This is a genomic window from Bacillus sp. Marseille-Q1617, from assembly GCF_903645295.1.
Lineage (GTDB): Bacteria > Bacillota > Bacilli > Bacillales > Bacillaceae_B > Rossellomorea.
On sequence record NZ_CAHJXM010000002.1, the window covers coordinates 265,638 to 288,126 of the forward strand.

23 protein-coding genes and 1 pseudogene are annotated in these 22,489 nt (G+C 47.7%); 18 read left to right on the forward strand and 6 right to left on the reverse strand.

Features of this window, described 5'->3' with window-relative positions; all coding sequences use genetic code 11:
- The first annotated feature begins 172 nt into the window (after positions 1 to 172).
- The 4 genes from pta to HWX64_RS12910 all read left to right on the forward strand — a co-directional run bounded on the left by pta (position 173) and on the right by HWX64_RS12910 (position 4,415).
- Positions 173 to 1,144, forward strand: coding sequence for a phosphate acetyltransferase (pta, locus tag HWX64_RS12895; RefSeq protein ID WP_175989965.1), 972 nt, complete (start codon positions 173 to 175; stop codon positions 1,142 to 1,144).
- Between the two features lie 446 nt (positions 1,145 to 1,590).
- Positions 1,591 to 2,436, forward strand: coding sequence for a lipoate--protein ligase family protein (locus tag HWX64_RS12900; RefSeq protein WP_175989966.1), 846 nt, complete (start codon positions 1,591 to 1,593; stop codon positions 2,434 to 2,436).
- A gap of 136 nt (positions 2,437 to 2,572) precedes the next feature.
- Positions 2,573 to 3,277 carry an ABC transporter ATP-binding protein gene (locus tag HWX64_RS12905; RefSeq protein ID WP_175989967.1) on the forward strand — a complete coding sequence of 235 codons (705 nt, stop codon included), beginning with the start codon at positions 2,573 to 2,575 and terminating at the stop codon, positions 3,275 to 3,277.
- A complete protein-coding gene (locus HWX64_RS12910) occupies positions 3,267 to 4,415 on the forward strand; it encodes an ABC transporter permease (protein ID WP_175989968.1) in 1,149 nt (382 codons plus the stop codon). Before HWX64_RS12905 ends, HWX64_RS12910 begins: the two co-directional genes overlap by 11 nt.
- A 344-nt stretch (positions 4,416 to 4,759) precedes the next feature.
- Here HWX64_RS12910 and HWX64_RS12915 read toward each other — a convergent pair whose 3' ends face one another.
- Together HWX64_RS12915 and HWX64_RS21965 are read right to left on the reverse strand one after the other, a co-directional pair.
- Positions 4,760 to 5,569 (reverse strand): RsfA family transcriptional regulator, encoded by an 810-nt coding sequence (locus HWX64_RS12915; RefSeq protein ID WP_303049490.1) that lies wholly within the window; start codon positions 5,567 to 5,569, stop codon positions 4,760 to 4,762.
- 71 nt (positions 5,570 to 5,640) lie between these two features.
- Positions 5,641 to 5,831 (reverse strand): annotated as a pseudogene (locus HWX64_RS21965) (hypothetical protein).
- A gap of 203 nt (positions 5,832 to 6,034) precedes the next feature.
- Between HWX64_RS21965 and HWX64_RS12920 the strand changes: the two are divergent.
- The 4 genes from HWX64_RS12920 to HWX64_RS12935 all read left to right on the forward strand — a co-directional run bounded on the left by HWX64_RS12920 (position 6,035) and on the right by HWX64_RS12935 (position 8,901).
- On the forward strand, positions 6,035 to 6,259 hold the full coding sequence (locus tag HWX64_RS12920) for a DUF1450 domain-containing protein (RefSeq protein ID WP_071620720.1): 225 nt from the start codon (positions 6,035 to 6,037) through the stop codon (positions 6,257 to 6,259).
- Positions 6,260 to 6,625: 366 nt separating this feature from the next.
- Positions 6,626 to 7,927, forward strand: a complete 1,302-nt coding sequence (locus HWX64_RS12925; RefSeq protein WP_175989970.1) for an HD domain-containing protein — start codon at positions 6,626 to 6,628, stop codon at positions 7,925 to 7,927.
- Positions 7,928 to 8,049: 122 nt separating this feature from the next.
- On the forward strand, positions 8,050 to 8,559 hold the full coding sequence (locus HWX64_RS12930; protein ID WP_032086974.1) for a YwgA family protein: 510 nt from the start codon (positions 8,050 to 8,052) through the stop codon (positions 8,557 to 8,559).
- A 66-nt stretch (positions 8,560 to 8,625) separates the two neighbouring features.
- Positions 8,626 to 8,901 carry a hypothetical protein gene (locus tag HWX64_RS12935; RefSeq protein WP_032086973.1) on the forward strand — a complete coding sequence of 92 codons (276 nt, stop codon included), beginning with the start codon at positions 8,626 to 8,628 and terminating at the stop codon, positions 8,899 to 8,901.
- 24 nt (positions 8,902 to 8,925) lie between these two features.
- Here the strand turns inward: HWX64_RS12935 and HWX64_RS12940 are convergent, their stop codons facing one another.
- On the reverse strand, positions 8,926 to 9,111 hold the full coding sequence (locus tag HWX64_RS12940) for a 2-hydroxymuconate tautomerase (RefSeq protein WP_032086972.1): 186 nt from the start codon (positions 9,109 to 9,111) through the stop codon (positions 8,926 to 8,928).
- A 170-nt stretch (positions 9,112 to 9,281) separates the two neighbouring features.
- Between HWX64_RS12940 and HWX64_RS12945 the strand changes: the two genes are divergently transcribed.
- Positions 9,282 to 9,965, forward strand: coding sequence for a site-2 protease family protein (locus HWX64_RS12945; RefSeq protein ID WP_254871147.1), 684 nt, complete (start codon positions 9,282 to 9,284; stop codon positions 9,963 to 9,965).
- A 15-nt stretch (positions 9,966 to 9,980) separates the two neighbouring features.
- Positions 9,981 to 10,487, forward strand: a complete 507-nt coding sequence (locus HWX64_RS12950) for a YwhD family protein (RefSeq protein WP_175989971.1) — start codon at positions 9,981 to 9,983, stop codon at positions 10,485 to 10,487.
- A 208-nt stretch (positions 10,488 to 10,695) separates the two neighbouring features.
- Here the strand turns inward: HWX64_RS12950 and HWX64_RS12955 are convergent, their stop codons facing one another.
- Positions 10,696 to 11,496 carry a cytochrome c oxidase assembly protein gene (locus HWX64_RS12955; protein WP_175989972.1) on the reverse strand — a complete coding sequence of 267 codons (801 nt, stop codon included), beginning with the start codon at positions 11,494 to 11,496 and terminating at the stop codon, positions 10,696 to 10,698.
- A complete protein-coding gene (locus HWX64_RS12960; RefSeq protein ID WP_175989973.1) occupies positions 11,496 to 11,969 on the reverse strand; it encodes a DUF2243 domain-containing protein in 474 nt (157 codons plus the stop codon). The genes HWX64_RS12955 and HWX64_RS12960 overlap by 1 nt, the downstream gene beginning before the upstream one ends.
- Before the next feature lie 190 nt (positions 11,970 to 12,159).
- Here HWX64_RS12960 and HWX64_RS12965 point away from each other — a divergent pair, with 190 nt between their 5' ends.
- Positions 12,160 to 12,621: a GNAT family N-acetyltransferase gene (locus HWX64_RS12965; protein ID WP_175989974.1), complete on the forward strand. Its 462-nt coding sequence runs from the start codon at positions 12,160 to 12,162 to the stop codon at positions 12,619 to 12,621.
- A gap of 61 nt (positions 12,622 to 12,682) precedes the next feature.
- Here the strand turns inward: HWX64_RS12965 and HWX64_RS12970 are convergent, their stop codons facing one another.
- A complete protein-coding gene (locus HWX64_RS12970) occupies positions 12,683 to 14,752 on the reverse strand; it encodes a transglycosylase domain-containing protein (protein ID WP_175989975.1) in 2,070 nt (689 codons plus the stop codon).
- A gap of 590 nt (positions 14,753 to 15,342) precedes the next feature.
- On the opposite strand from HWX64_RS12970, the gene speE reads away from it, so the two are divergent.
- From speE to HWX64_RS13005, 7 genes are all read left to right on the forward strand, one after another.
- On the forward strand, positions 15,343 to 16,173 hold the full coding sequence (gene speE / locus HWX64_RS12975; protein ID WP_175989976.1) for a spermidine synthase: 831 nt from the start codon (positions 15,343 to 15,345) through the stop codon (positions 16,171 to 16,173).
- A gap of 23 nt (positions 16,174 to 16,196) precedes the next feature.
- Complete coding sequence (speB, locus tag HWX64_RS12980) at positions 16,197 to 17,069, forward strand: agmatinase (RefSeq protein WP_175989977.1); 873 nt, start codon at positions 16,197 to 16,199, stop codon at positions 17,067 to 17,069.
- A 539-nt stretch (positions 17,070 to 17,608) separates the two neighbouring features.
- Complete coding sequence (locus tag HWX64_RS12985; protein ID WP_175989978.1) at positions 17,609 to 18,049, forward strand: DUF1934 domain-containing protein; 441 nt, start codon at positions 17,609 to 17,611, stop codon at positions 18,047 to 18,049.
- 4 nt (positions 18,050 to 18,053) lie between these two features.
- Positions 18,054 to 19,724: an arginine--tRNA ligase gene (gene argS / locus HWX64_RS12990; protein ID WP_175989979.1), complete on the forward strand. Its 1,671-nt coding sequence runs from the start codon at positions 18,054 to 18,056 to the stop codon at positions 19,722 to 19,724.
- A gap of 117 nt (positions 19,725 to 19,841) precedes the next feature.
- Complete coding sequence (locus HWX64_RS12995) at positions 19,842 to 20,021, forward strand: XapX domain-containing protein (protein ID WP_175989980.1); 180 nt, start codon at positions 19,842 to 19,844, stop codon at positions 20,019 to 20,021.
- Between the two features lie 167 nt (positions 20,022 to 20,188).
- On the forward strand, positions 20,189 to 21,229 hold the full coding sequence (locus HWX64_RS13000) for a helix-turn-helix transcriptional regulator (RefSeq protein ID WP_175989981.1): 1,041 nt from the start codon (positions 20,189 to 20,191) through the stop codon (positions 21,227 to 21,229).
- Entirely contained in the window at positions 21,229 to 22,449 is a 1,221-nt protein-coding gene (locus HWX64_RS13005; protein ID WP_175989982.1) for an MFS transporter, read from the forward strand. Before HWX64_RS13000 ends, HWX64_RS13005 begins: the two co-directional genes overlap by 1 nt.
- Positions 22,450 to 22,489: the final 40 nt, after the last annotated feature.

Below are 22,489 nucleotides of genomic sequence, written 5' to 3' on the forward strand. Positions count from 1 at the left end.
AAGGGATTGTTTGCATGCTGTATCGGGTATAGGAAGGATAAAAGGTGAAGCGGAATTTTTTGAAAACAAAGACTTTAACGGTGTAACCGAATACATTTTCCCTTTTCCTTGAATTCCTATATGAGTAGAGTATTCTAAGAATGGATATGTATAAATCAAGGAGGTTCCTCTATTGAGTAACTTATTTACGACACTGACAGATAAAATCAAAGGCAAAGAACTGAAGATCGTCTTCCCGGAAGGCAAGGATGAGCGTATTTTACGCGCGGCTTCCCGTCTGGCAAGCGATGGCGTATTGACTCCGATCGTAGTGGGGAATGTCGATGAAGTTCAAGCGGTGGCCAATCAATCAGGCGTGAAGCTTGACGGCTGCGAGCTTGTGGATCCGGCCGGATTCGACGGCATGGACGACCTTGTGAAAAGCTTCGTCGAGCGCCGCAAAGGGAAAGCGACGGAAGAAGATGCGAAGAAAATCCTTCTTGACGGAAACTACTTCGGAACGATGCTTGTGTACACTGGACAAGCACACGGACTTGTGAGCGGTGCTGCCCATTCAACGGCTGACACGGTCCGCCCAGCCCTTCAAATCATCAAGACAAAAGAAGGCGTACGCAAAACATCAGGCGTGTTCATCATGGTGCGCGGAGAAGAGAAATACGTATTCGCCGACTGTGCGATCAACATCTCACCTGACAGCCAGGACCTGGCTGAAATCGCGGTGGAAAGTGCAAAGACAGCAGACATGTTCGACATCGACCCACGAGTTGCGATGCTGAGCTTCTCCACAAAAGGATCTGCAAAATCAGCAGAAACCGAAAAAGTGGTCGAAGCCGTGACGATTGCAAAAGAAAAGTCACCTGAGCTGACAGTAGACGGAGAATTCCAATTCGACGCGGCATTCGTCCCGTCCGTTGCAGAGAAAAAAGCCCCGGGCGCAGACATCAAAGGTAATGCGAACGTATTCGTATTCCCAAGCCTCGAAGCCGGAAACATCGGCTACAAAATCGCTCAGCGCCTAGGAAACTTCGAAGCAGTAGGGCCGATCCTTCAAGGATTGAACGCTCCTGTAAACGACCTTTCCCGCGGGTGCAATGAGGAAGATGTATATAAATTGGCATTGATTACGGCTGCTCAGGCGCTGTAATGATGGTTTGTGGAAAGCCGGACTCTTAGTGAGGGTCCGGCTTTTTTTGTGGGGTGTTTGGTGTGTACCTGGTACATTGGGTTTGATTTGTACCAGGTACAAGTGAAGGGTGTTGTACCAGGTACATTCATTATATGGGGGTGGTGCCTGGCTCGATTGTGTTGATTTGAGCCTGGCTCAAGATGGGTAATCTGAGCCAGGCTCGTTTTGAACGGATTGAGCCAGGCTCAAATAAGAGGTCTGTGCCAGGAACAAATACCGCCTTTTGTGCCAGGAACAAACCGGTGTCATTGTGCCAGGAACAAATCGCCCTATTTGTTCCTGGCACCAATCCGGTGCACCCACCCATCGAGCCGCACCACCCATTACCCCACCAAGACCCAGGCACTCCCACCCCTATTTTATGTTATAATAAACCCGCATGTTTTCAGTGAAGGAGAAGCGTTATGGATAAGGAAAAAGCATATGCACTGCTTCGTCAGGAACGGTGGAGGGTGATCGATCAGTCGAGTCTCGGGCCGATGTTCGGTGCGCTGCAGTCTTTTGCAATGGATGATACATTGTGTACGGCTGTGGGAGCGGTTCAATCTGATCCGGCTGCCCGTTCGTGGGTCCATCATCAGACGGTGGTGCTTGGTATACAGGATACGAAATTGCCGTTTCTTTCTGAAGCGTTAAGCGCGTTGGAGGAAGCGGGTTATCAATATATTGTGCGGAACTCCGGAGGTTTGGCGGTTGTGCTGGATGAGGGGGTCCTGAATTTGTCTCTGGTATTCCCTGACTCGGAAAAAGGGATCGATATCAATAGAGGCTATGATGCGATGTGGCTGCTTGTTCAGGAGATGTTCAGGGATTTCGATGTCGAGATGGAAGCGAAAGAAATCACAGAGTCGTACTGTCCGGGAAGCTATGATCTGAGCATCGGTGACAGGAAGTTTGCCGGGATTTCACAGCGGCGCATCCGGAACGGGGTGGCTGTGCAAATCTATCTGTGTGTAAATGGAAGCGGTTCTGAGCGGGCAGAGTTGATCCGGCGGTTTTATGAAACAGGGCTCAGGGGAGAACAGACGAAGTTCACGTTTCCGTCCATCCGCCCTGAGGTGATGGCTTCGTTATCGGAGCTGCTCGGCGCGGAACTGACCGTACAGGATGTGATGCTCCGGTTCCTGCAGTCGTTGAAGACGCTCAGCGGTGAGATTTACTCCAGTGCCCTTCAAGGTGAAGAGTATACGATGTATGAAATGTATTATCAAAGAGTCGTGGAACGGAATGAGAAGGTATTGGGTAACTAAATACGCAGCAGAAAGATCAAATGACCGATTAGGACGTTTGGTCTTTTTTTGTTGAGTTTTGGTAAAAAATTGAAACTTTTATGATTTGTGTTCGTACTTTGAGATAACATCTTACTTCACATTGGAGGAGATCAGAGTGTATCTGACAGTTGATATTAAAGAAGCAGGTTATGAAGGCGGTTCGAATGTGCTGAAGGATATCCGGTTCTCGGTCGGGCCGGGGGAGCTTGTCGGGTTGATCGGGCCGAACGGGGCAGGAAAAAGTTCGACGATCAAATCGATTCTGGGAATCCTTAAGCATGTAAATGGAACGGTTCAAGTGGGGGATTATGCATACATACCGGAGCGGCCGATTTTCTACGACCGGCTGACACTTTGGGAGCATATTGATTTTCTCATGTCGACCTTGGATGTCGACGAAGAGGCTTTTAAGCTTGAAGCAAAAAGGCTGCTTGACTTTTTTCAATTATCACAGAGGATCCACCATTACCCGGAGAGCTTTTCGAAAGGGATGCAGCAGAAGGTCATGCTGATCCTGGCTTTTTTGAAGAAGCCCGATTTATACATCATCGATGAGCCGTTCATGGGGCTTGATCCGAATGCCACGAAAAAATTGTTGCAGCTGATCACAAAAGAAAAAAAGCGGGGGGCCGGCATTTTGATGTCAACTCATGTGCTGGATACGGCAGAAAAAATTTGCGACCGGTTTGTCCTTATTTCAAACGGAAAACTTGTCGTACAGGGGAAATTGGCTGAAGTCCGGAGAGACAGCGGGTTAATGGAGGGATCATTGTTTGATTGTTTCGATGTGCTGACGGAGAGTGAAAGTCATGCGGGCTAGCACGTTGTTCAGGAGGAGGCTGGCGGCAGAGTGGAACTATCAATGGGGCGTCATGAAGTCGGTCCTCGACTGGACAATCGTCGTTTATCTGGTCATTCCGGTGCTGATTGCGGCTCCCTTCCTCTACGCCGATATGTGGGAGCACAGTGAACTTTATTGGAGCGGCCGGCTGCCCTTTCATGTTTTGTTTGTTTTGATTCTGTTCGTGACAGCAAGCGGGAATTTCAGGACCTATTTAATGGAGGCAGACCTGCTATACCTTCTTCAGCAAAAAGACCTTCTTTACCCTTTTAAACGATATAGTTTTTTATATTCTGTAGTGGACTCGGTGATACGGGTCCTGGCTGCAGGTGTGATTGCAATGCCTTTGTTTGCCGGCATATACGGGTTGCAGGTTTCCGAGGTGTACCCTTTGATGGCAGCGGTGCTTGCGGTCAGACTGCTTTTCATGACGGTGAAAAAATTCACCTCCAAGGGAACGGTCAAGCTGGCGGCGTTCGTGCTGCTTGCGGCGGCAGCAGCGGTTTTGGTGACGAATGGTGGATCGTTTGCTGCAGGTGTCATCGGTCTATCCATGGCAGCGGCGGTCATTTTTCACCACCTGTGGCAGATGCCGAGGACCGACCGCTGGTTCATGAAGGAAATTGAAATCGAGGGGCGGGAAAGGGTCAGATATATCAAACTCATTTTAACGTATTCTATGGAAGTGGAGAAGGAACCGGAGAATCAGAAGAGCCGGCCGCTCCATGTGTTCCGCGACTCACAGCGTCTCTTCAAGGGGAGGAGGTCAAAGGAAGACGGCCTGCTTGAGCTGCTGGTGAAGGGGTTCCTCAGGAGAAACTATCTTACGCTTTATATTCAGGTCTTCTTGTTGACGATGTCAGCGGTCATCATCCTGCCGATATGGCTGAAATGGATCGTCTTTGCCGGCTTTGCTTTTTTCATCCAGTCGTGGCTGAAAAGTTTGTTCAGAAAAATGCTGGACAGCCCTTTTTTCGCCGTCGTCCCTTATGATAAGGAGGCAGTGGATTCAGTCTGGATCAGGTTTAAGAAGCTGTTCGCCTTGCCGGTGATTGGTGCAGCTGGAGCATCTGCTGTTTTTATCACTATTGTGGAGGTTATCGGACGTATAGGTTGACGGGGTTTGAGAATGGTAGAGTTTGAGGTCGGTTAGATTGGGTTATGGGTTGTCAGTAGTCCGATTTATGTTTTGGTTGCATACCCCGTGTTGTATATAGGCCCTTGAGTGTCCTGTTTCGCCCTTATAAATAAAATACCGCCCTTAAAAATGTTTTTCCGCCCTTAAAAATAAAATATCGCCCATATCCATATTTTTTCCGCCCATAAAATTTCCGATTCATTTGAAAAGAGGGGAAAATACCCCTTCATAATGCCGCAAAATCAATAAAAGCCAGCACACCCTTTCTTACAAAAGGCATACTGGCTTGGGAACCCTATTAAAAGGGGGGCTCACTATACATGTTACTCTGCGACCTTCTCCAAATTTCCGTTGCGGTCCATTTTGAAGCGCGGTGCTTTTGCTTCGCCTTCTTCGTCAAACAGGACAAGCTTGCGGGCGCGGTTCATGATCTGCATAAGTGTTTCGTAGTCTTCCTGCATCGTGACAGAGTTGGTTTCGAGCTCGGCGACCTTCTTTTCAAGCTCTTTGTTTTCTCTTCTAATCTCAGCGAGTTCGTGTTTTAATCTCTGATTCTCGATTTTTACGATATCCGAGTTTACGCTGGATTGCGCCATATTTTGCAGGAAGGCGATCACTTTTTCAAGTGTGACTTCACCGCGAAGGGCGGATGGGTTCACCATGTGCTTGCTTGCTGGTGCCTGCGGGGCAACGGGCTGCTCTTCCACAGTTTCTGAAACTTCAACTTCCTGCTGTTCAGCTTTTTGTGAAAGCTGTTCAGTTGCCGGTACATAATCCTCGAATTGGAATTCCATTTCTTCTTCCGCTTCAGCCATTGATAGAGACATAGCATCCAGTTCTTCATATGAAGGTGTAGGCGGCTTGTATAATAGCTTCTTCTTTCCGCCCTGATCTTTCCCCAGCAGGCGGTGGCGCTGTTTGCGCTGTTTTTTTGCCAGCTGCAAAGCTTTCTCGTATTGGTGGCGGACCACTGCATTCCAGCGGAACCCGCAGGCTGCGGATGTGCGGTTCAGTTTATCTCCAACCTCTTCAAACGCGTTTAGCTGTGTACTGCCTTCGCGTACATGACGCAAGACGGTTTCGGCTAATAGTAAATCATTTTCATCAGTCCAGGCATCCTGTCTTGTCTTCATCATTCTCATCTCAACTCCCATAATTTACTTAAATGACTCGTTGATAAAAGGATGGGCAGTTTTATAGATTTTTATACGAATATGTTAAAATTTTTTTGAAGTTGGTAGTTTCGTTGTTCGGTTCTTTGAATGCCGCTTATTGATTTCCGTGGAAGACTTCGCTTTCCGCGGGCGGCCGGTGAGCCTCCTCGTCGCTGCGCTCCTGCGGGGTCTCACCTGTCTCGCTTTTCCCGCAGGAGTCTTCGTCTTCCACTCCAATCAAACGCTGGTTTCGGTTAAACCAATTCACTTATATTGTGAGGGGTGCCATCTCCCCAAAACTGCTTCCATAATCAACCACCCGTGGCAGGTGAGTCACCACAACCTGGAAACGACACTCTCTTGCAAATCCTTGCAGAAAACTGTATTCTATAAATCGATGTTTAGTAAATAAATGATTCGATAGATAGAAAGGGTTGTTGGCAGATGGCAAACGAATTCCGGGTTTGCGATGATTGTCAGGCCGTTAACTTAAAGACTTTGATTCCCAAATTAAAAGAGATGGATCCGGACGCACCGATCGATATTGCGTGTCAGTCCTATTGTGGTCCAGGACGCAAAAAGACATTCGCCTTTGTCAATAATCGTCCGGTAGCGGCATTGACGGAAGAAGAATTAATGGAAAAGATCGAAAAGAAATTGAAGAAATAAATGTTTGGTTCAGCAAACTTCCTTTAAGGGAGTTTTTTCTTTTCTACCTTAAACTGCTTTAAGACCTTCTTTCAATGTAAAAGGGGCGCGGAATGGCCATTCATTCAGGTCTAGGACATGGATTGGGTTAAAAAGGTTTACGCGGCCTGTTGGAAGGAAATATTTAAGGGATGGAGAAGTAATGGAAAGAGGATGAAAATGTTTGTCAAGATGGTAAGAAAGCTGAAATTTTTTTGGAGGGTGACGGAGTGCCCGGTGTGAGTTGTTCAGGGGACATTTTTATATTTTTTTCGACAAAATTCGAGATGAAGACCGGGTACAAAGTCGCTATAATAGAAATATGCTAGTTTAGGAAGAGGGTAGAAGATGGAGTATTCCAAGCAGAAATTACATGAAGAAAAAGTATTTAAAGACCCTGTTCATCGGTATGTTCATGTAAAAGACCGCGTGATTTGGGATCTCATCGGGACGAAGGAGTTCCAGCGTCTCAGACGGGTCAGGCAGCTGGGAACGACGTATCTGACCTTCCATGGCGCGGAGCATAGCCGGTTCAACCATTCCCTTGGGGTTTATGAAATCATCCGCCGCATTGTCGACGATGTCTTTGACGGCAGACCCGAATGGGATCAGGAGGAGAGGCTGCTGTCCCTTTGTGCTGCATTGCTTCATGACCTCGGCCACGGACCTTTTTCACATTCCTTTGAAAAAGTGTTCCACTTGGATCATGAGCATTTCACTCAGGCCATCATTCTCGGCAGTACGGAAGTGAATCAGGTTCTCTCCAAAGTAGGCAAGGATTTTCCGAAGCATGTGGCAGAGGTGATCGCGAAGACGTACGAGAACAAGCTCGTCGTGAGCCTGATATCGAGCCAGATCGATGCCGACCGCATGGATTATCTGCAGCGCGATGCCTATTTTACGGGTGTGAGCTACGGACACTTCGACATGGAACGAATCATGCGTGTAATGAGGCCGCGAGAAGATCAGGTCGTCATAAAGCAGAGCGGGATGCATGCCGTTGAGGATTACATCATGAGCCGCTACCAGATGTATTGGCAGGTTTATTTCCATCCTGTGACGCGAAGTGCAGAGGTCATCCTGACGAAGATTTTACATAGAGCGAAGGAACTTCATGAAACGGGATACTCTTTCAAGCAGAAGCCCCTTCATTTTTATTCCCTTTTTACAGGGGATGTTGCTCTCCAGGACTACTTGAAGCTCGATGAATCGGTGATCATGTATTATTTTCAGATCTGGCAGGAAGAAGAGGACGGGATCCTGCGCGATTTATGCGAGCGGTTCATGAACCGCAACCTCTTCAAATACGTGGAATTCGATCCGGCGAAGGAATACAAGAAGCACAGCGAGCTTGAGACCCTGTTTAAAAAAGCGGGCATCGACCCCGAGTATTATTTGGTCGTGGATTCATCTTCTGATCTTCCATACGATTTTTACCGGCCGGGTGAGGAAGAGGAACGCCTTCCGATCCATCTTTTAATGAGAAATGACGAGCTTCGGGAGCTCTCGAGGGAATCGGATATCGTGGATTCCATCTCGGGAAAGCGCAGAACCGACCATAAATTATACTATCCAGTGGATTTACTATACGACGAATCAACGAAGAAGAATATAAAGAGACAGATACGGACGATTCTGGAACTTTCTTAGAAAAAGGCTGTGAGGATGAGCGGTTCGCGCAATCTGTGCGAAGGCCACATCTCAGGACAGCCCCGACACCTATGCCAACGGAGAATCACTGATGCAATACTAGGAGTAGGAGATGACGTACATTGTTGAAAGAACATGCAAAACTGATGAGTGCCTTTTTAGCGTCCGGCGAAGTGGTGGGAAGGAAGAAGCTGCAGAAGATGATCTTCATCGCCAAGAAGCTCGCTTTCCCGTTTCAGGAAAAATTCCAATTTCATTTTTACGGCCCTTATTCTGAGGAGCTGACCCTGCGCGTCGAGGAGCTGTGCAATATGGGGTTCATCTCGGAGGTGCGCGAGAAAAAGGGCGGCTATTACCAGTACCGCTACACCGTCACGAAGGAAGGGGAAGAATTCCTTTCACTCTATGAAAAGGACATCCCGTCCCTGAAGGACTGCCTAACGGATATGAATACGCAGTCTGCACGCTTTTTGGAGCTTGTTTCAACGGTTTTATATTTTGATAATCTTACAAAAGAAGAAGTCTGCGAGAAGGTCTTCACGCTGAAGAGCAAGCAGAAGTATACGGAAGAAGAAATCGATGAGGCGTTTGCCTATATCGACGGGTTGAAGAAGATTAAGGTTGTTCAATAAATTGGATGAAGGGCTGCTCTTAGTGGAAGGGCGGTCTTTTTATTTTATAAATAGGAGGAAAATTACATGCAGCATTATGATTTTACGGAGAGAGAGTTGTTTGTGAACAAGCTAAGGGAAGAAGGGAAAACATTTAGAGCCATCGGTGAAACACTTGGAGTAACTGGGAATAGGGCAAATCAAATTCATAAGGTATATAAAAAAAAGGAAAGATACCAATCTGTTGCCCGTGATTATCGAAATGGTGTAAGCAAGGAGACTATTGCAGAGAAGCTCGGATATTCGATGTCTTTGGTTGAATCCTTAATACGGAGAGGAAGAAATAAAGCTCCAAAGCAATAACTTCAGAGCCTCATGTGAAGCGATTTACTGATCACTCAATCTCTTCCCGCCGACAGCGTAATGCCCCTTCGTCATTTCTTCAATGAACACGACGATCTTGTCTTCTGAGGCGCCGGTTGTTTCGCTGACGGCCTGGGTGACTTTTTCGACGAGGGCTTTCTTTTGGTCTTCTGAACGTCCTTCGAGCATTTTAACGGTAATGTAAGGCATTTTGATTCGCTCCTTATCTCTGATTTTGATACAATCGTGGGTAGAACCCTGCTTCTATACTGTAATCCGGGGAGAGCGGGGAAGCAAGCTTGGATGATAAAGTCATGAGCAGGACTTTTTCGGTATACTATTGAATAAGAAAGTAAAACATTTTTAAAGGAGTACATATTTTGGATACTTTTCGCAGTTTGTTTGAGTCTATTTCGATCTTTTCGCTGGAAGAGCTTCCGTTTGTGGTCATCGCATTGGTGCTGGCGTTTACGGTCCATGAGTTTGCACATGCGTACGTGGCCTACAAATTCGGGGACACGACAGCCAAGGATCAGGGAAGACTGACGCTGAATCCTGTTCAGCATTTAGATCCATTTGGAACCATCTTGATACTGATTGCCGGTTTTGGGTGGGCCCGGCCTGTACCGGTGATGCGTTCGCGGTTCAAGAATCCGCGGCTGGCGGGCATTCTCGTGTCGGCGGCAGGACCGCTGAGCAATTTCCTGATTGCGTTCATCGCGTTCGGTTTATTTTATTTCTTTGTCGGGGTGACGGGCGGCGGGATCCCTCCGTTCGCGGTCGATCTTCTTCAGATGATCGTCGAATTGAATATTCTTCTATTTGTCTTTAACCTATTGCCGTTCCCTCCGCTTGACGGGTACCGGATCATCGAAGATCTGTCACCGGCCCATGTCCGGGTGAAAATGAGTCAGTTTGAACAATACGGCATTCTGCTGTTCTTGATCCTGGTGATCACACCGCTTGATCAATATACGATCTGGCCGTTCTTGAATACCGGTATGAGTGCGACGGGCCAGGCATTCAGTACGATTTATGGAACGATTTTTTCAATCTTTAGCTAAAAGGAGTGAAAAACGATGGAAAAGAAAAAGAACATCGGATTTAATATCATAAAAAGTGACCCTACTGACGGGCATGGAGGCTATGGTGTCGGGGCGCTGAGCCTAGATAATGTGTCTCCTGTCATGATCGATGTGGAAGAAGGGGAAGCGACGATCGAAATCGGTGCGATGCACGCACGGAGCCCGATGGAAAGAGGAATTAAATTTACGAATAACCGGGAGGATTCAGCCGGGGGCAAGCTGTTCTGGCTGATTTGGGTGACGATTGACCGCATGGAGGACGGCCCTTATTATGCGGGGGTGACTGCCTGTGAAATGGTCATGAATCGTGAAAAGCGGAGAGGCTACAAGTCGATGCCGGAGCACGTCAATCATATGGATAAATCCATCAAACGACACATCATCGTCGATCACATGGACGATAAGTCAAAAGGGATCCTGGCAGACTTCCTCAAAAACCATGACCAGGGCATGTGGGACCGCTCCAAGCCTGAGTTGAAAGAAGCGTTGAAAGCGGAATAAGATAGATGGCGGCCCATCCCTTACTATCAGGGATGGGCCTTTACTTTTGGACACCATTTTGTTTTGTGAACAAACTGTGACATTTTTTTGAAAGTGACTTTCACATCTTGTACTTATCTTGGAAAAAAAGTACACTTAAAGCACAGTTTGCACATAAACTAGGACATGAAAGACCCCGGGTTCGCACAAGCCCGGGGTTTTTCGTATTTTATAAATGGATAACGCCCGGCTTTGGTCTGGATGCTTTGTACCATTGCAGACAAAGGATAAAAATAATGATCATATCGATTGCATCTCCGCCGTAATACATGAGCATACTCCCGGCTTCGGCTTGATTTACCGGGACTCCCTCCGGCGGCCGGGCATAAATAATTTTCGAAAGAATGCCATGGGCAGCAAGGGCGCATAGCAATGCCGCAGCCCGGTATGCATAGCTTTTACGGTGCGGAATTGGGTCAATATAGATCAAACTGACAGTAAATAGATAACCTGCAAGGAATACATGCAGATGGATGAATATATGCAGCATAATGTTTTGGTGCATGGCGCTGTACAAACTGGTGGTGTAAAGCAGCCACAGCCCTCCTATATTCACGATGGAAGCAAAAAAGGGGTCGTTCAATACCTGTAATGGCCTAGTTTTTAACAGCCGTGAGAGCGTTCTCGCTTTATTCCTGGGAAGGGTGCGCAGTGTAAGGGTCATTGGTGCAGCCAATGCCATCAACAGCGGTGCGAGCATGCCAAGAAAAAGATGTCCGAGCATATGTGCCTGAAAATCGTGATGTGCCTTCTCTGCAAGGGGGCTGGCAACAGAAGCAACGGCCAGAAAAACTCCTGCGGACCAGGAAACCGTTCGGTACAATGGCCATTTTTTATAGTGGCGGTTTGAAAGGATCACTGCCCACACATAAAGGATCAGGGCACAAATAAAAGGAATGGCCAAAATCAATTGAGGTGTTGGCCCAAAAAGGCTCCGGGCAGCTTCTTCATGGACGTGATCCGTGCTCATCAGATGAGCTCCGCCTTCGCCTTCCTGCCTGTAAGGATCGTCACCATGATTCCGGCAATCAGCAGTGCTAGGGCAATGCTATTCCAAATCAAATCGTAAACGAACACATTTTCAACATAGCGGATTTCATGGATGCGCATGATCTTATGCTGGATCGTGCCGTCGTATAATTGGAAGCCGCCGGTGCCGAGCAGGATGCCGCCCCACCATCTCGCCTGCCAGTAGGCGTTCCTCCGCTTCAGGTCTGCAAAAAGAAAAAATCCGCCGATCGTGGCAAACCAGCTGAATGCATGGAAGAATCCATCCGATACCAAGCCGATATCCGTGGTGGATCTGTCATAAAAATGATGCCAGTGAAGCAGCTGATGGAAGACCGTCTCATCAATGAATGCCACCAGGCCGAGCCCGCATAGAAATCCCGATAACAGATTCCGTCCGGAGTAAATGCTCCGTGTTCCCAGAACTTTAACCATCGCCAAACCTCCCCTTGATTTCTTGTCACCATTATTCCCTCATAAAAAAGCGATAAACTCAGAGCGGAAAAAACCACCCCATTTAAAACATAAGGAAAACTTATGCATGAGGATAATGAACTTCTAATTAACTTATGAGAGCCTGCCGGGTACGATGGTAGTAGATTGATACAAGTAAGGAGTGGTAGAGGTGGAGAGGGAGATCACATTCAGATTAGCCGTAAAAGAGGACTTGGACAGGATTGTCCAGATGCTCGCTGACGATGTATTGGGAAAAGAAAGGGAACGTTATGAGGACCCCCTGCCGGAAGGGTATATGAAAGCCTTTCAGGCGATTGAGTCGGATCCGAACAATGAACTGACAGTGGCCTGTCATGACAACAAAATCATAGGCGTGATGCAAATCACTTTCACGCCTTACCTTACCCATCAGGGGAGCTGGCGGTCGACGATCGAAGGTGTGAGGACTTCCACTGCTGTCCGCGGGCAGGGAGTTGGATCCAAGATGATCAACTGGGCGGTGGAGCGTGCAAGAGAACGCGGCTGCAGTTTGGTCCAGCTCACAACGGACAAACAGCGCGGGGATGCTCTTCGATTCTACGAGAAGCTCGGATTCAGCGCCACACACGAAGGAATGAAAATGAAACTTTAACGAGCTAAAGGCCCGTCCCGCGTCGCTTTAAAGCAACGCAGGACGGGCCTTCAAAAGGAACTTAGAAGATCCAATCTTTCAGTTTTTTGTACCATGGTTTTTTGTCGTTTTTGGATGGTTCTTTTTCTTTTGGCGATTCGTGTTCTCCGAGGTGTACTTTGCAGTATTCAGTCGGTTCGGTGCCCCTCACGAAGTAGGTGAAGCGCTGGACGGGACAATCCTTCGTGGCAAGTTTGCCATTGTGGGGATTGACTGCCACTCCGACGACGCCCTTGGTCGGCTTGAACGCTTTGACGGGTTCGTCCTTCAGGGCTTCCTCCATGAATTCCACCCATATTTTCTTCGCGTAAAGTTTATCGGTCACCAGGGAGATGTCCTTCCCTTTGTCATAACCGGTCCATACCCCGGCTGTCAGCTGCGGCGAGAATCCGATCATCCAGTTGTCGGTATTGGTCGTACCGGATTTTCCGGCGTAATGCCTTGTTGCGTCTTTCCTGATCTGGATCCCGGTGACGGTCGAGTAATCATTCAGCTTCGGATCGAATATTCCGCTCAGCATGTGAGTCATGACGTAGGCTTTGTCCGGATCGAGGACTTGCTCTTTCTTCACTTCTTTTTCATAGATGACGTTCCCGGACCAGTCTTCCACACGGGTGATGAAGACCGGTTTCACTTTGTAGCCGCCGTTGGCGAACATATTGTAGGCGTTCACCATATCGATCACCCTCGCTCCCGATGTTCCGAGGGCGGATGACGGATACTTTTTAACCGGGGTGGTGATGCCGAATTTCTCCTTTGTCGTTTTCGGCAGGGTGTCCTGTCCCATGAACAGGTGGGTCTTCACGGCATAGACATTATCGGAGAGAGCAATCGCCTGGGCAAGCGTGATATCATCGTTCGCATATTTATTATTGTAGTTATGCGGCGCGTATTTTTTATTTCCGTCAAACGTGAAAGTGGTGAGTTCGCTTTTCATCGTGGTGGCAGGCGTGAATCCCTGGTCGAGTGCTGAATAGTAAAGGAGCGGCTTGATCGTCGAACCGGGCTGGCGTATGGCTTGAACAGCGCGGTTGAAAGGACTTTCCTCATAGCTCCGGCCGCCGACCATCGCAGTGACGTAGCCGTTTTTAGGATTCATCGAGACAAACCCGAGCTGGATGTCGGACTCCTCTTCAATCTGCCCGTCGACCACTTTTTCAGCTATTTCCTGATGCTTTGTATTAAGCGTTGTGTAAACTTTGAGACCGCCCATTTCGATTGTTCGTTCTTCAAGCCCCAGTTCCGTGCGGAGGATGTTTTTAACGACATCTTGAAAATATGGCGCTGTTTCCACGGTTAGATGGGCATGATGCCCGTTGATCTTGATTGGTTTTGCCTTCGTAATTTCACTTTCCGCCTTCGTGATGAAACCATCTTCCTTCATAGAATCAAGTATGAGCTCCTGCCGCTTCTTGGCATTCTCCATCGATTCGAGAGGGGAATAGTAGGAAGGTGCTTTCGGGATCCCCGCAAGCATGGATGCCTCCGCCAGTGTCAGCCTGTCTGCGTCTTTTCCAAAATAATATTGACTTGCAGCCTGGACCCCGTAAGCGCCGTGTCCGTAATAGATGGTGTTGAGGTAACCCTCGAGAATTTCCTTCTTGCTATAGTTCATTTCGATGCGAAGTGTATAAAGGGCTTCTGAAATCTTTCGTTTCCACGTCTTATCATGCGTTAAAAATAGATTGCGGGCGTACTGCTGGGAAATGGTGCTCGCCCCCTGTACCTTGGCCATTGCCTGCAGGTCGGCGAGTGCGGCGCCGGCGATCCTTTTTATATCAAATCCGTAATGTTGATAGAAATTCTTGTCTTCTATTGAAATCGTCGCTTCGACGAGGGCCGGTGAGATTTGGTCGAGATTCACCCAGTAGCGTTTCTCGCCGGTGTTCGTCTCGCCGATCACCTTGCCGTCCTCCCCGTAAATGAGCGTGGACTGAGGGACCGCGAGCGGCGGGGGACCCTGAATCTTCGCATACGTCAGCACCCCGATGAGCCCGATCAGCATCAGGACAGAAAATAATAGAGACAGAATAACGGCTGCCCTGACATATTTTTTTGTTTTCTCCATTCTCGAACGAGTAATCAGTTCCATCCCTTTTCCCGCCTTTTTTATAAAATAGTTTTCTATGAGAATCCGTCCCCGGGTTCCCTTCCCCAAGGCCCGTCCCTCGATGCGTTAAAGCACCGAGGGACGGGCCTTCCGATAAACTTCTGGTATATATAATCAGTATGAAAGCTTTGCAGAGTTTTTAAACGTACTAGAATAGAAAAAATTTCACTTGAATTTTTGCTAGATTCCACTATACTTTTTCTCATGTTTGTATTTATCATGATAGGGAAGGATAAAAATGACGTCTGTCGATGACGTTATTTATTTTGTAATCAATATCTGTGATGTTAAGTGACTTTGAATTTGGAAGGTTAAGCATATTTGATAATTTGCAGTAACAGGTTTTCAGCTAGAATAAACATAATAGCTATTTAGTTTTCAAACGGATCCAGCTTTTGATTGGAGTGGAAGACGCAGACTCCTGCGGGATAAGCGAGTTAGGTGAGACCCCGCAGGCGAAGCCGAGGAGGCTCACCAACCGCCCGCGGAAAGCGGAGTCTTCCACGGAAATCAAAAGCGGCGATCGGGCAGTTTATAGCGATAAAATAATTATAAGAAGGGAAGTAGAAACAATGAGTGGACTTTGGTACACAGAAAAACAAACAGAAAACTTCGGAATCACAATGAAAATCAAAAAGACTTTACATACAGAGCAAACGGATTTTCAATACCTTGAAATGGCTGAAACAGAAGAATGGGGCAACATGCTCTTCCTTGACGGCATGGTCATGACAAGCCAAAAAGACGAATTCGTCTACCACGAAATGGTCGCACACGTACCTTTATTCACACACCCGAACCCGGAAAGAGTATTGGTAGTAGGAGGCGGCGACGGCGGTGTCATCCGTGAAGTCCTGAAGCACCCAAGCGTGAAAAAAGCCGTATTGGTCGATATCGATGGAAAAGTCATCGAGTACTCAAAGAAATACCTTCCGGAAATCGCAGGCGAACTTGAAAACGAGCGCGTCGATGTCCAGGTGGGCGACGGCTTCATGCATATCGCGAAAAGCGAAAATGAATATGACGTCATCATGGTCGATTCCACTGAGCCTGTAGGGCCAGCTGTAAACCTGTTTACAAAAGGTTTTTATGCGGGAATCTCTAAAGCTCTTAAAGAAGACGGGATCTTTGTCGCTCAATGTGACAATCCATGGTTCAAAGCGGACCTTATCCGCCAGGTACAGCGTGATGTGAAGGAAATCTTCCCGGTTACACGCCTGTACACAGCGAATATCCCGACTTACCCAAGCGGCATGTGGGCATTCACGATCGGATCTAAAAAACATGATCCAATCGAAGTGCCTGAAGAACGATTCCACGAAATCGAAACAAAATACTACACGCCGGAACTGCACAACGCAGCATTCGTGCTTCCTAAATTCGTCAAAGACCTGACGAAATAATCGATAAAGAAAGGGTGAATAAGATGCGTTTTGATGAAGCTTATTCAGGTAATGTGTTTATTAAGAGTCATCCTTCCTATGAAGAGAGCTCGGTTGTGCTTTACGGGATGCCGATGGATTGGACGGTCAGCTACCGTCCGGGTTCACGTTTCGGCCCTGCCCGCATCCGTGAAGTATCGATCGGACTTGAAGAATACAGTGCATATCTTGACCGCGAGCTTGAAGAAGTGAAATTCTTCGATGCCGGCGATATTCCGCTGCCGTTCGGAAATCCTCAGCGCAGCATCGATATGATCGAGGATTATATCGATCAGCTTCTAGGCGACGGGAAAATCCCGTTCGGCATGGGCGGGGAGCACCTCGTTTCATGGCCAGTGATGAAGGCTGTTGCGAAGAAGTACCCGGATTTGGCGATCATCCATATGGACGCTCACACGGATCTTCGTGAAGAGTATGAGGGAGAGCCGCTTTCCCACTCGACTCCGATCCGAAAGATCGCCGAGCATATCGGACCTGAAAATGTGTATTCTTTCGGAATCCGCTCAGGCATGAAGGAAGAGTTCCAATGGGCAAAAGAAAACGGCATGCACATCTCGAAATTCGAAGTGCTCGAGCCGCTTAAGAAAATCCTTCCGACGCTTGCAGGACGTCCTGTTTACGTCACGATCGACATCGACGTACTGGACCCAGCCCACGCTCCTGGAACAGGTACCGTGGACTGCGGCGGGATCACATCCAGGGAGCTGCTTGCATCCATCCATGAGATCGCGCACTCCGGAGTCCACGTAGTAGGTGCCGACCTCGTCGAAGTAGCACCAATCTACGACCCATCCGAACAAACAGCCAACACAGCCAGCAAACTCATTCGTGAAATGCTTTTAGGCTGGGTGAAATAACTTATTTAAAATAGGATTGCCTTGTTATGAGGTGATCCTATTTCTTTTATAAGGAGAAATAGTGCCTCTTTGAAAAATAGAGTGGGATAGAGTACGTTAAGGGATCTGGGGAATGAAAGAAAAGTAAAAATGAATTGAATTAGGGTAGCAGCTCTATAGTCTCAAACAGAATTATTAGGCTCTATAGTAGTATGAAACGAAACCAGCTGTAGATTGGAGTGGAAGACGTAGACTCCTGCGGGAAAAGCGAAGCAGGGGAGACCCCGCAGGCGAATGCCGAGGAGGCTCCCCGCTCGCCCGCGGAAAGCGAAGTCTTCCACGGAAATCAACAGCGGTATAAAGAAGACGAAACCTGGTACCTGGAATTAAGAAGCCGGCTCATCACAACTTTCACAAACTTCCAACCCAAAACTCACCCCCATTCATTGCATTTTCACCCAATACTTCTTATACTTAATAAGTTAGAAGGAAGACCGCCCGCCAACAAAGGCGGACCAATTCCACGATCGGACCCTAAAATAGAAAAGGATGTGAGTGGTTTGACAGAATTCAATACTGAATCCACGCCTGTCAAAATTCACTTAAAAACGAATATCACAATCGGTGAAGACAGCGACTCTTTTGAGCTCGTATCATTTGGGCGATACTATGAAAAAGGGGATGCCTTTTTCCTGAAGTACGACGAAGTCCAGGAAGAAGGGACCATCCATACAATCGTCAAAGTCACCGATACGCAGGCACTGATCTTAAGAAGCGGTGCCGTGAAGATGAGAATGGTGTTTAACGAAGAGGAAGAGATGAACGGTTCCTATGAAAGCGAGCTCGGGACACTCTTGCTTACGACAAAAACAAAGAAACTTTCACATACGAAAAACCTGTCCAAGGCAGAAGGGGATTTCAACCTTTCATATGAGCTGATGATGCAGGGCAGCTCGGTCGGGGATTATGAGATGTCGATCAATTTTAAGGAGGAAGAATAGGCGCATGAATATCGTCGAAAAAGTACAAGAAAACCTGAAATCCGAAATAAAAGCAGCGGTTCTGAAAGCGGGTCTTGCAACAGAGGAGCAGATTCCGGATATCATCCTTGAGACACCGAAGGAAAAGTCACATGGGGATTACTCCACAAACATGGCGATGCAGCTGGCGCGTGTAGCGAAAAAAGCGCCGCGCATGATCGCAGAAGACATCATGGCAAACTTTGATCAATCAAAGGCTTCCATTGAAAAGATGGAAATTGCCGGACCTGGATTCATCAACTTCTTTATGAATAACGATTACCTGACGGATCTGATTCCGATGATTCTCGATCAGGATCACGAATATGGATTGTCCGATGCAGGGAAAGGGGAGCGCATCAACGTTGAGTTTGTTTCAGCGAACCCTACCGGTGACCTTCACCTTGGACATGCCCGCGGCGCTGCTGTCGGTGATTCCCTCTGTAATGTGCTTGAAAAAGCAGGCTACAAGGTGACTCGCGAGTACTATATCAATGACGCCGGAAACCAGATCCATAACTTGGCTAAATCAGTGGAAGCCCGTTATTTCCAGGCACTTGGTCAAGATGTGGCAATGCCTGAAGACGGCTACCACGGTGCCGACATCATTGAAATCGGAAAGCAGCTTGCTGATGAATTCGGTTCTAAATATGCGGATGCAGGCGAAGAGGAACGCTACAAGTTTTTCCGTGAGTACGGATTGAAGGTTGAAATGTCCAAGCTTCAGAAGGATCTCGAAATGTTCCGCGTGCCATTCAATGTGTGGTACTCTGAAACCTCCCTTTATGAAAACGGGAAAATCGATGCGGCGCTGGCGAAGCTCCGCGAAAACGGACATGTATACGAAGAAGACGGAGCGACTTGGTTCCGTTCGACCGAGCTTGGCGACGATAAGAACCGTGTGTTGATCAAGAACGACGGGACGTATACGTATCTGACTCCGGACATCTCTTACCATCAGGATAAATTCGAGCGCGGGCATGAGGTGCTCATCAACATCTGGGGAGCGGACCATCACGGTTATATCCCCCGCATGAAAGCGGCGATCGAAGCGCTTGGCTTTGACCGCGAGAAGCTTGAAGTAGAAGTGATTCAGCTTGTTCACCTTTATAAGGATGGCGAAAAGATGAAGATGAGTAAGCGTACCGGTAAAGCGGTAACGCTGCGTGAGCTTGTGGAGGAAGTCGGCCTGGATGCCGTTCGTTATTTCTTCGCGATGAGAAGCGCGGATACCCATATGGATTTCGATCTGGACCTGGCGGTGTCACAGTCCAATGAAAACCCTGTCTACTATGCACAATACGCACATGCGCGTATCTGTTCGATCCTGCGTCAGGCAGAAGAGTCCGGCCTTGCTTCTGAAGACCGCATCGACCTGAGCCTGATCGGAACGGAAAAAGAAATCGACCTTCTGAAGAAGCTGGGAGAATTCCCGCAGATGATCGCCGATGCAGCTGAGAAGCGCACACCGCACCGTGTCGCAAACTACATCAATGATCTTGCATCTGCATTCCACAGCTTCTATAACGCCAACAAGGTGCTGGACGATGAAAACCGCGAGCTTACAACAGCGCGCCTGGCACTCGTCAAATCCGTACGGGTAACGCTTCAAAACGCACTTGCCCTGATCGGTGTTGCAGCCCCTGAAAAAATGTAATCAAAAATCGAAGGCCCGTCCCTCGCTGCGTTAATGCAGTGAAGGGCGGGTCTTCTTTTTAATATTTTTTTCCGTATAACGTATAATAGTGGGTAGACATAGCTTAGGAGGTTACTCATGAAGACTGTTGTGCTGGCCATTGTTACCGGGTTTGTGGTAGGGTTCATTTTCGCCCTGTTCAAGCTTCCGATTCCAGCCCCGCCCGCGCTTGCCGGAATCGCCGGGATCGTTGGGATTTATTTGGGCTTCAAGGCATTCATGGCGATCCAGCCTTGGATTGAATCGGTATTTAAGTGATTTTTACATAAAAGAAGCGTCCTGATAAAGGGAGTGCTGTCTCAGTAAAGCCCGGATCATCCTCCGGGCTTTTGTGATTATTTTGAATTTATTATTCAAAATATATTGAATAATAAATTCAAAAACATTAGAATAAAGTCAACGATCTCTAAGGGAGGCTATTTATTTTGAAACATTTACTGCAATCAGATGAAGTGGAATCCATATCCCTGGAGGTAGAGTGGTCACCTGTGTGGGAAATCATCCTTGGCATCTCAGGGTATACACATAAGCAGCTCAGGCACACCTTCGACATGGACAGGGAGTGGGCCGCATCCTCGTCTTCCATGCCTCCAACCTTGGTTAAGAACTTAGATGAAATTGAAAAAACAAACTTCTGGCACGCGCTCATTATGCTGCAAAATAAATTTTCCGCAGCGAACGTACAAGATTTTTCGAACAGGCTTAAGGAGCTTCCGGCAGCTGATTTTTATGAAACAGTTCTGCCGTATAAGAGCAGAAATCTTGAGACAATGAGAGTAGAAACAGCCGAACAGCATACAAATCGGGATCTGTTTGAGCAATACGCTGCCAATTTTGAAGGTCATGAATTTTTAGGGGGATATATAAGTCATCTTGGACGGTATTCCTACGGGCAAATCAGGGATCTGCTGATTACCATCATGGATGAATGGACCAGCTGGATCAGTCAAAACGAAAACTGGGAAAAGTGGCTCAAGGCGCTGGATTATGAGTGTAAGCAGCAACGAAACCTTGATGCAAGAAATCCTGTTGAGGAAATTGAAAGAGTGACCGACGGGGTCAATTACCTCCCGGAACCCGGCGTATGGAAGGTTAAACTGATTCCCCATGCAGCCTACAGGCCGTGGATATTGGAAAAAAGGACCCCGGACACCAAGATTTTTTTCTACCCTTTAAAAGATGATTATCTAGCATCCCCGGGCGAACCATCTTCGGAATTAGTCCGCGGCCACAAAGCCCTGGGGGACGAGCTCCGTCTGAAGCTGCTGTACCAGCTTATGAAAGGGCCGTTGTCGCTGCAAGAATTGAGTGTTCAGTTTCAAACGTCTAAAACGTCGCTCCATCATCAGCTTTCACTATTAAAAGCGGCAAAATTTGTGGCCGCAGATAAAGGGGTTTATTCAGTGAACCCGCACAGGATCGAAACGTTTTCTGAAAAACTGAATCAATTCCTGGATACCAAATAATGAAGAAATTCTCTAAATCATTCAAGGCACTTTGGGCAGGGGAAGTCATATCAGAATTCGGCGGGGCGGCCGGAGGGATCATTAACGGATTGCTGTTATTTGAATTGACAGGCTCGAAAGAATGGATGGGCATCCTCTGGCTCGTTTACTTTATTCCTTCTCTGGTTTTGCAGGGAATCAGCGCCCCGTTTCTTAACCATGTGGTAAAAGAAAAGATGCTGAAGAGGATCCAATTGATCCGGGCATTTGCTTATCTGCTTCCCCTGGCCGGCCATTTGACCGGCTCCCCGAACGGGATCATTACTGGATTGGTCCTGCTTCAATGCCTCTTGGGACTGATGCAGCCGATTTACGCCAGTCTGTCATTTTCTTTGCTCCCCGATATTTGCAAGGAGGAAGAGCTCGCAGATGCAAACGTCTTGCTCGATGGCACCATCAGGCTGATGAGTTTTCTTGCCCCGGGAGCCACTTCCTTATTACTTGTGGTCAGTCCGATGCATTTCATCTATGGTTTTTCCTGCGTCATGTTTCTTGCCAGTTATTTTGCACTGTCGCGAATCCCTCAAACCAGTACGAAAAAGGCGGCTGCATGGACAAAAAAATTCTGGTGGGAAGAGATGAAGGAGGGATACAACACCTTTTTTCAATATCCCCGTCTTCTGCGCCTAACCATTCTTTCCTCTGCTGTACAGTTTGCAGTAGGGGCGGCTTTGGTGTTGAGTGTTCCCTTCATTCGCAGCGATCTGAATGGCGATGCCTGGCACTATGGGATCTTTTCCGGAGCATTTCCTGTCGGGTATGCTCTAGGCATGTTTTTACTGACCCGTGTATCGAAAAACGCGCAAACGATGTATTTAGGCTTGATAGGCGGCGGACTTTCCTTCGTATTCTTTTATTTTGTCCAATCGATCCCGTTGGCGTGGCTCTGTGAATTATTCGGCGGCTTGATCTTTCCCTTGTTCAATGCCCAGAACGCCGCTCAGTTTCAAAAGGAAGCCCCGAGAGACCGCCTGTCACAGCTGAGTGCTGTGAGACTCCTTTTCATCAGGTTGACGATGCCATTGGGGATCTTATTTGCCTCATCAGCGGTTCTCGGTACAAGACAAACCTACATGGTAGTTGGATTGGCCATCGTCATACCGGGATTATATTATTTCTTCACTTCATTTTTCCGGAGAGATTCCCGGCTGCCTGTGAAAGAAAACCAGAAGATTGGATAAAAAAAGCAGAACGGCCTCCTGAAGCCGTTCTGCTTACTAA

What these genes read in the sequence shown, in the direction of transcription:
- HWX64_RS12910 (WP_175989968.1), top strand. Translation starts at nt 3,267, where the DNA reads ATGCGGGCTAGCACGTTGTTCAGGAGGAGGCTGGCGGCAGAGTGGAAC.
- HWX64_RS12950 (WP_175989971.1), top strand. Translation starts at nt 9,981, where the DNA reads ATGGAAAAGAAAAAGAACATCGGATTTAATATCATAAAAAGTGACCCT.
- HWX64_RS12925 (WP_175989970.1), top strand. Translation starts at nt 6,626, where the DNA reads ATGGAGTATTCCAAGCAGAAATTACATGAAGAAAAAGTATTTAAAGAC.
- HWX64_RS12995 (WP_175989980.1), top strand. Translation starts at nt 19,842, where the DNA reads ATGAAGACTGTTGTGCTGGCCATTGTTACCGGGTTTGTGGTAGGGTTC.
- speE (WP_175989976.1), top strand. Translation starts at nt 15,343, where the DNA reads ATGAGTGGACTTTGGTACACAGAAAAACAAACAGAAAACTTCGGAATC.
- HWX64_RS12915 (WP_303049490.1), bottom strand. Translation starts at nt 5,569, where the DNA reads ATGAAGACAAGACAGGATGCCTGGACTGATGAAAATGATTTACTATTA.
- speB (WP_175989977.1), top strand. Translation starts at nt 16,197, where the DNA reads ATGCGTTTTGATGAAGCTTATTCAGGTAATGTGTTTATTAAGAGTCAT.
- argS (WP_175989979.1), top strand. Translation starts at nt 18,054, where the DNA reads ATGAATATCGTCGAAAAAGTACAAGAAAACCTGAAATCCGAAATAAAA.
- HWX64_RS12900 (WP_175989966.1), top strand. Translation starts at nt 1,591, where the DNA reads ATGGATAAGGAAAAAGCATATGCACTGCTTCGTCAGGAACGGTGGAGG.
- HWX64_RS13005 (WP_175989982.1), top strand. Translation starts at nt 21,229, where the DNA reads ATGAAGAAATTCTCTAAATCATTCAAGGCACTTTGGGCAGGGGAAGTC.
- HWX64_RS12940 (WP_032086972.1), bottom strand. Translation starts at nt 9,111, where the DNA reads ATGCCTTACATTACCGTTAAAATGCTCGAAGGACGTTCAGAAGACCAA.
- HWX64_RS12920 (WP_071620720.1), top strand. Translation starts at nt 6,035, where the DNA reads ATGGCAAACGAATTCCGGGTTTGCGATGATTGTCAGGCCGTTAACTTA.
- HWX64_RS12960 (WP_175989973.1), bottom strand. Translation starts at nt 11,969, where the DNA reads ATGGTTAAAGTTCTGGGAACACGGAGCATTTACTCCGGACGGAATCTG.
- HWX64_RS12970 (WP_175989975.1), bottom strand. Translation starts at nt 14,752, where the DNA reads ATGGAACTGATTACTCGTTCGAGAATGGAGAAAACAAAAAAATATGTC.
- HWX64_RS12955 (WP_175989972.1), bottom strand. Translation starts at nt 11,496, where the DNA reads ATGAGCACGGATCACGTCCATGAAGAAGCTGCCCGGAGCCTTTTTGGG.
- HWX64_RS12935 (WP_032086973.1), top strand. Translation starts at nt 8,626, where the DNA reads ATGCAGCATTATGATTTTACGGAGAGAGAGTTGTTTGTGAACAAGCTA.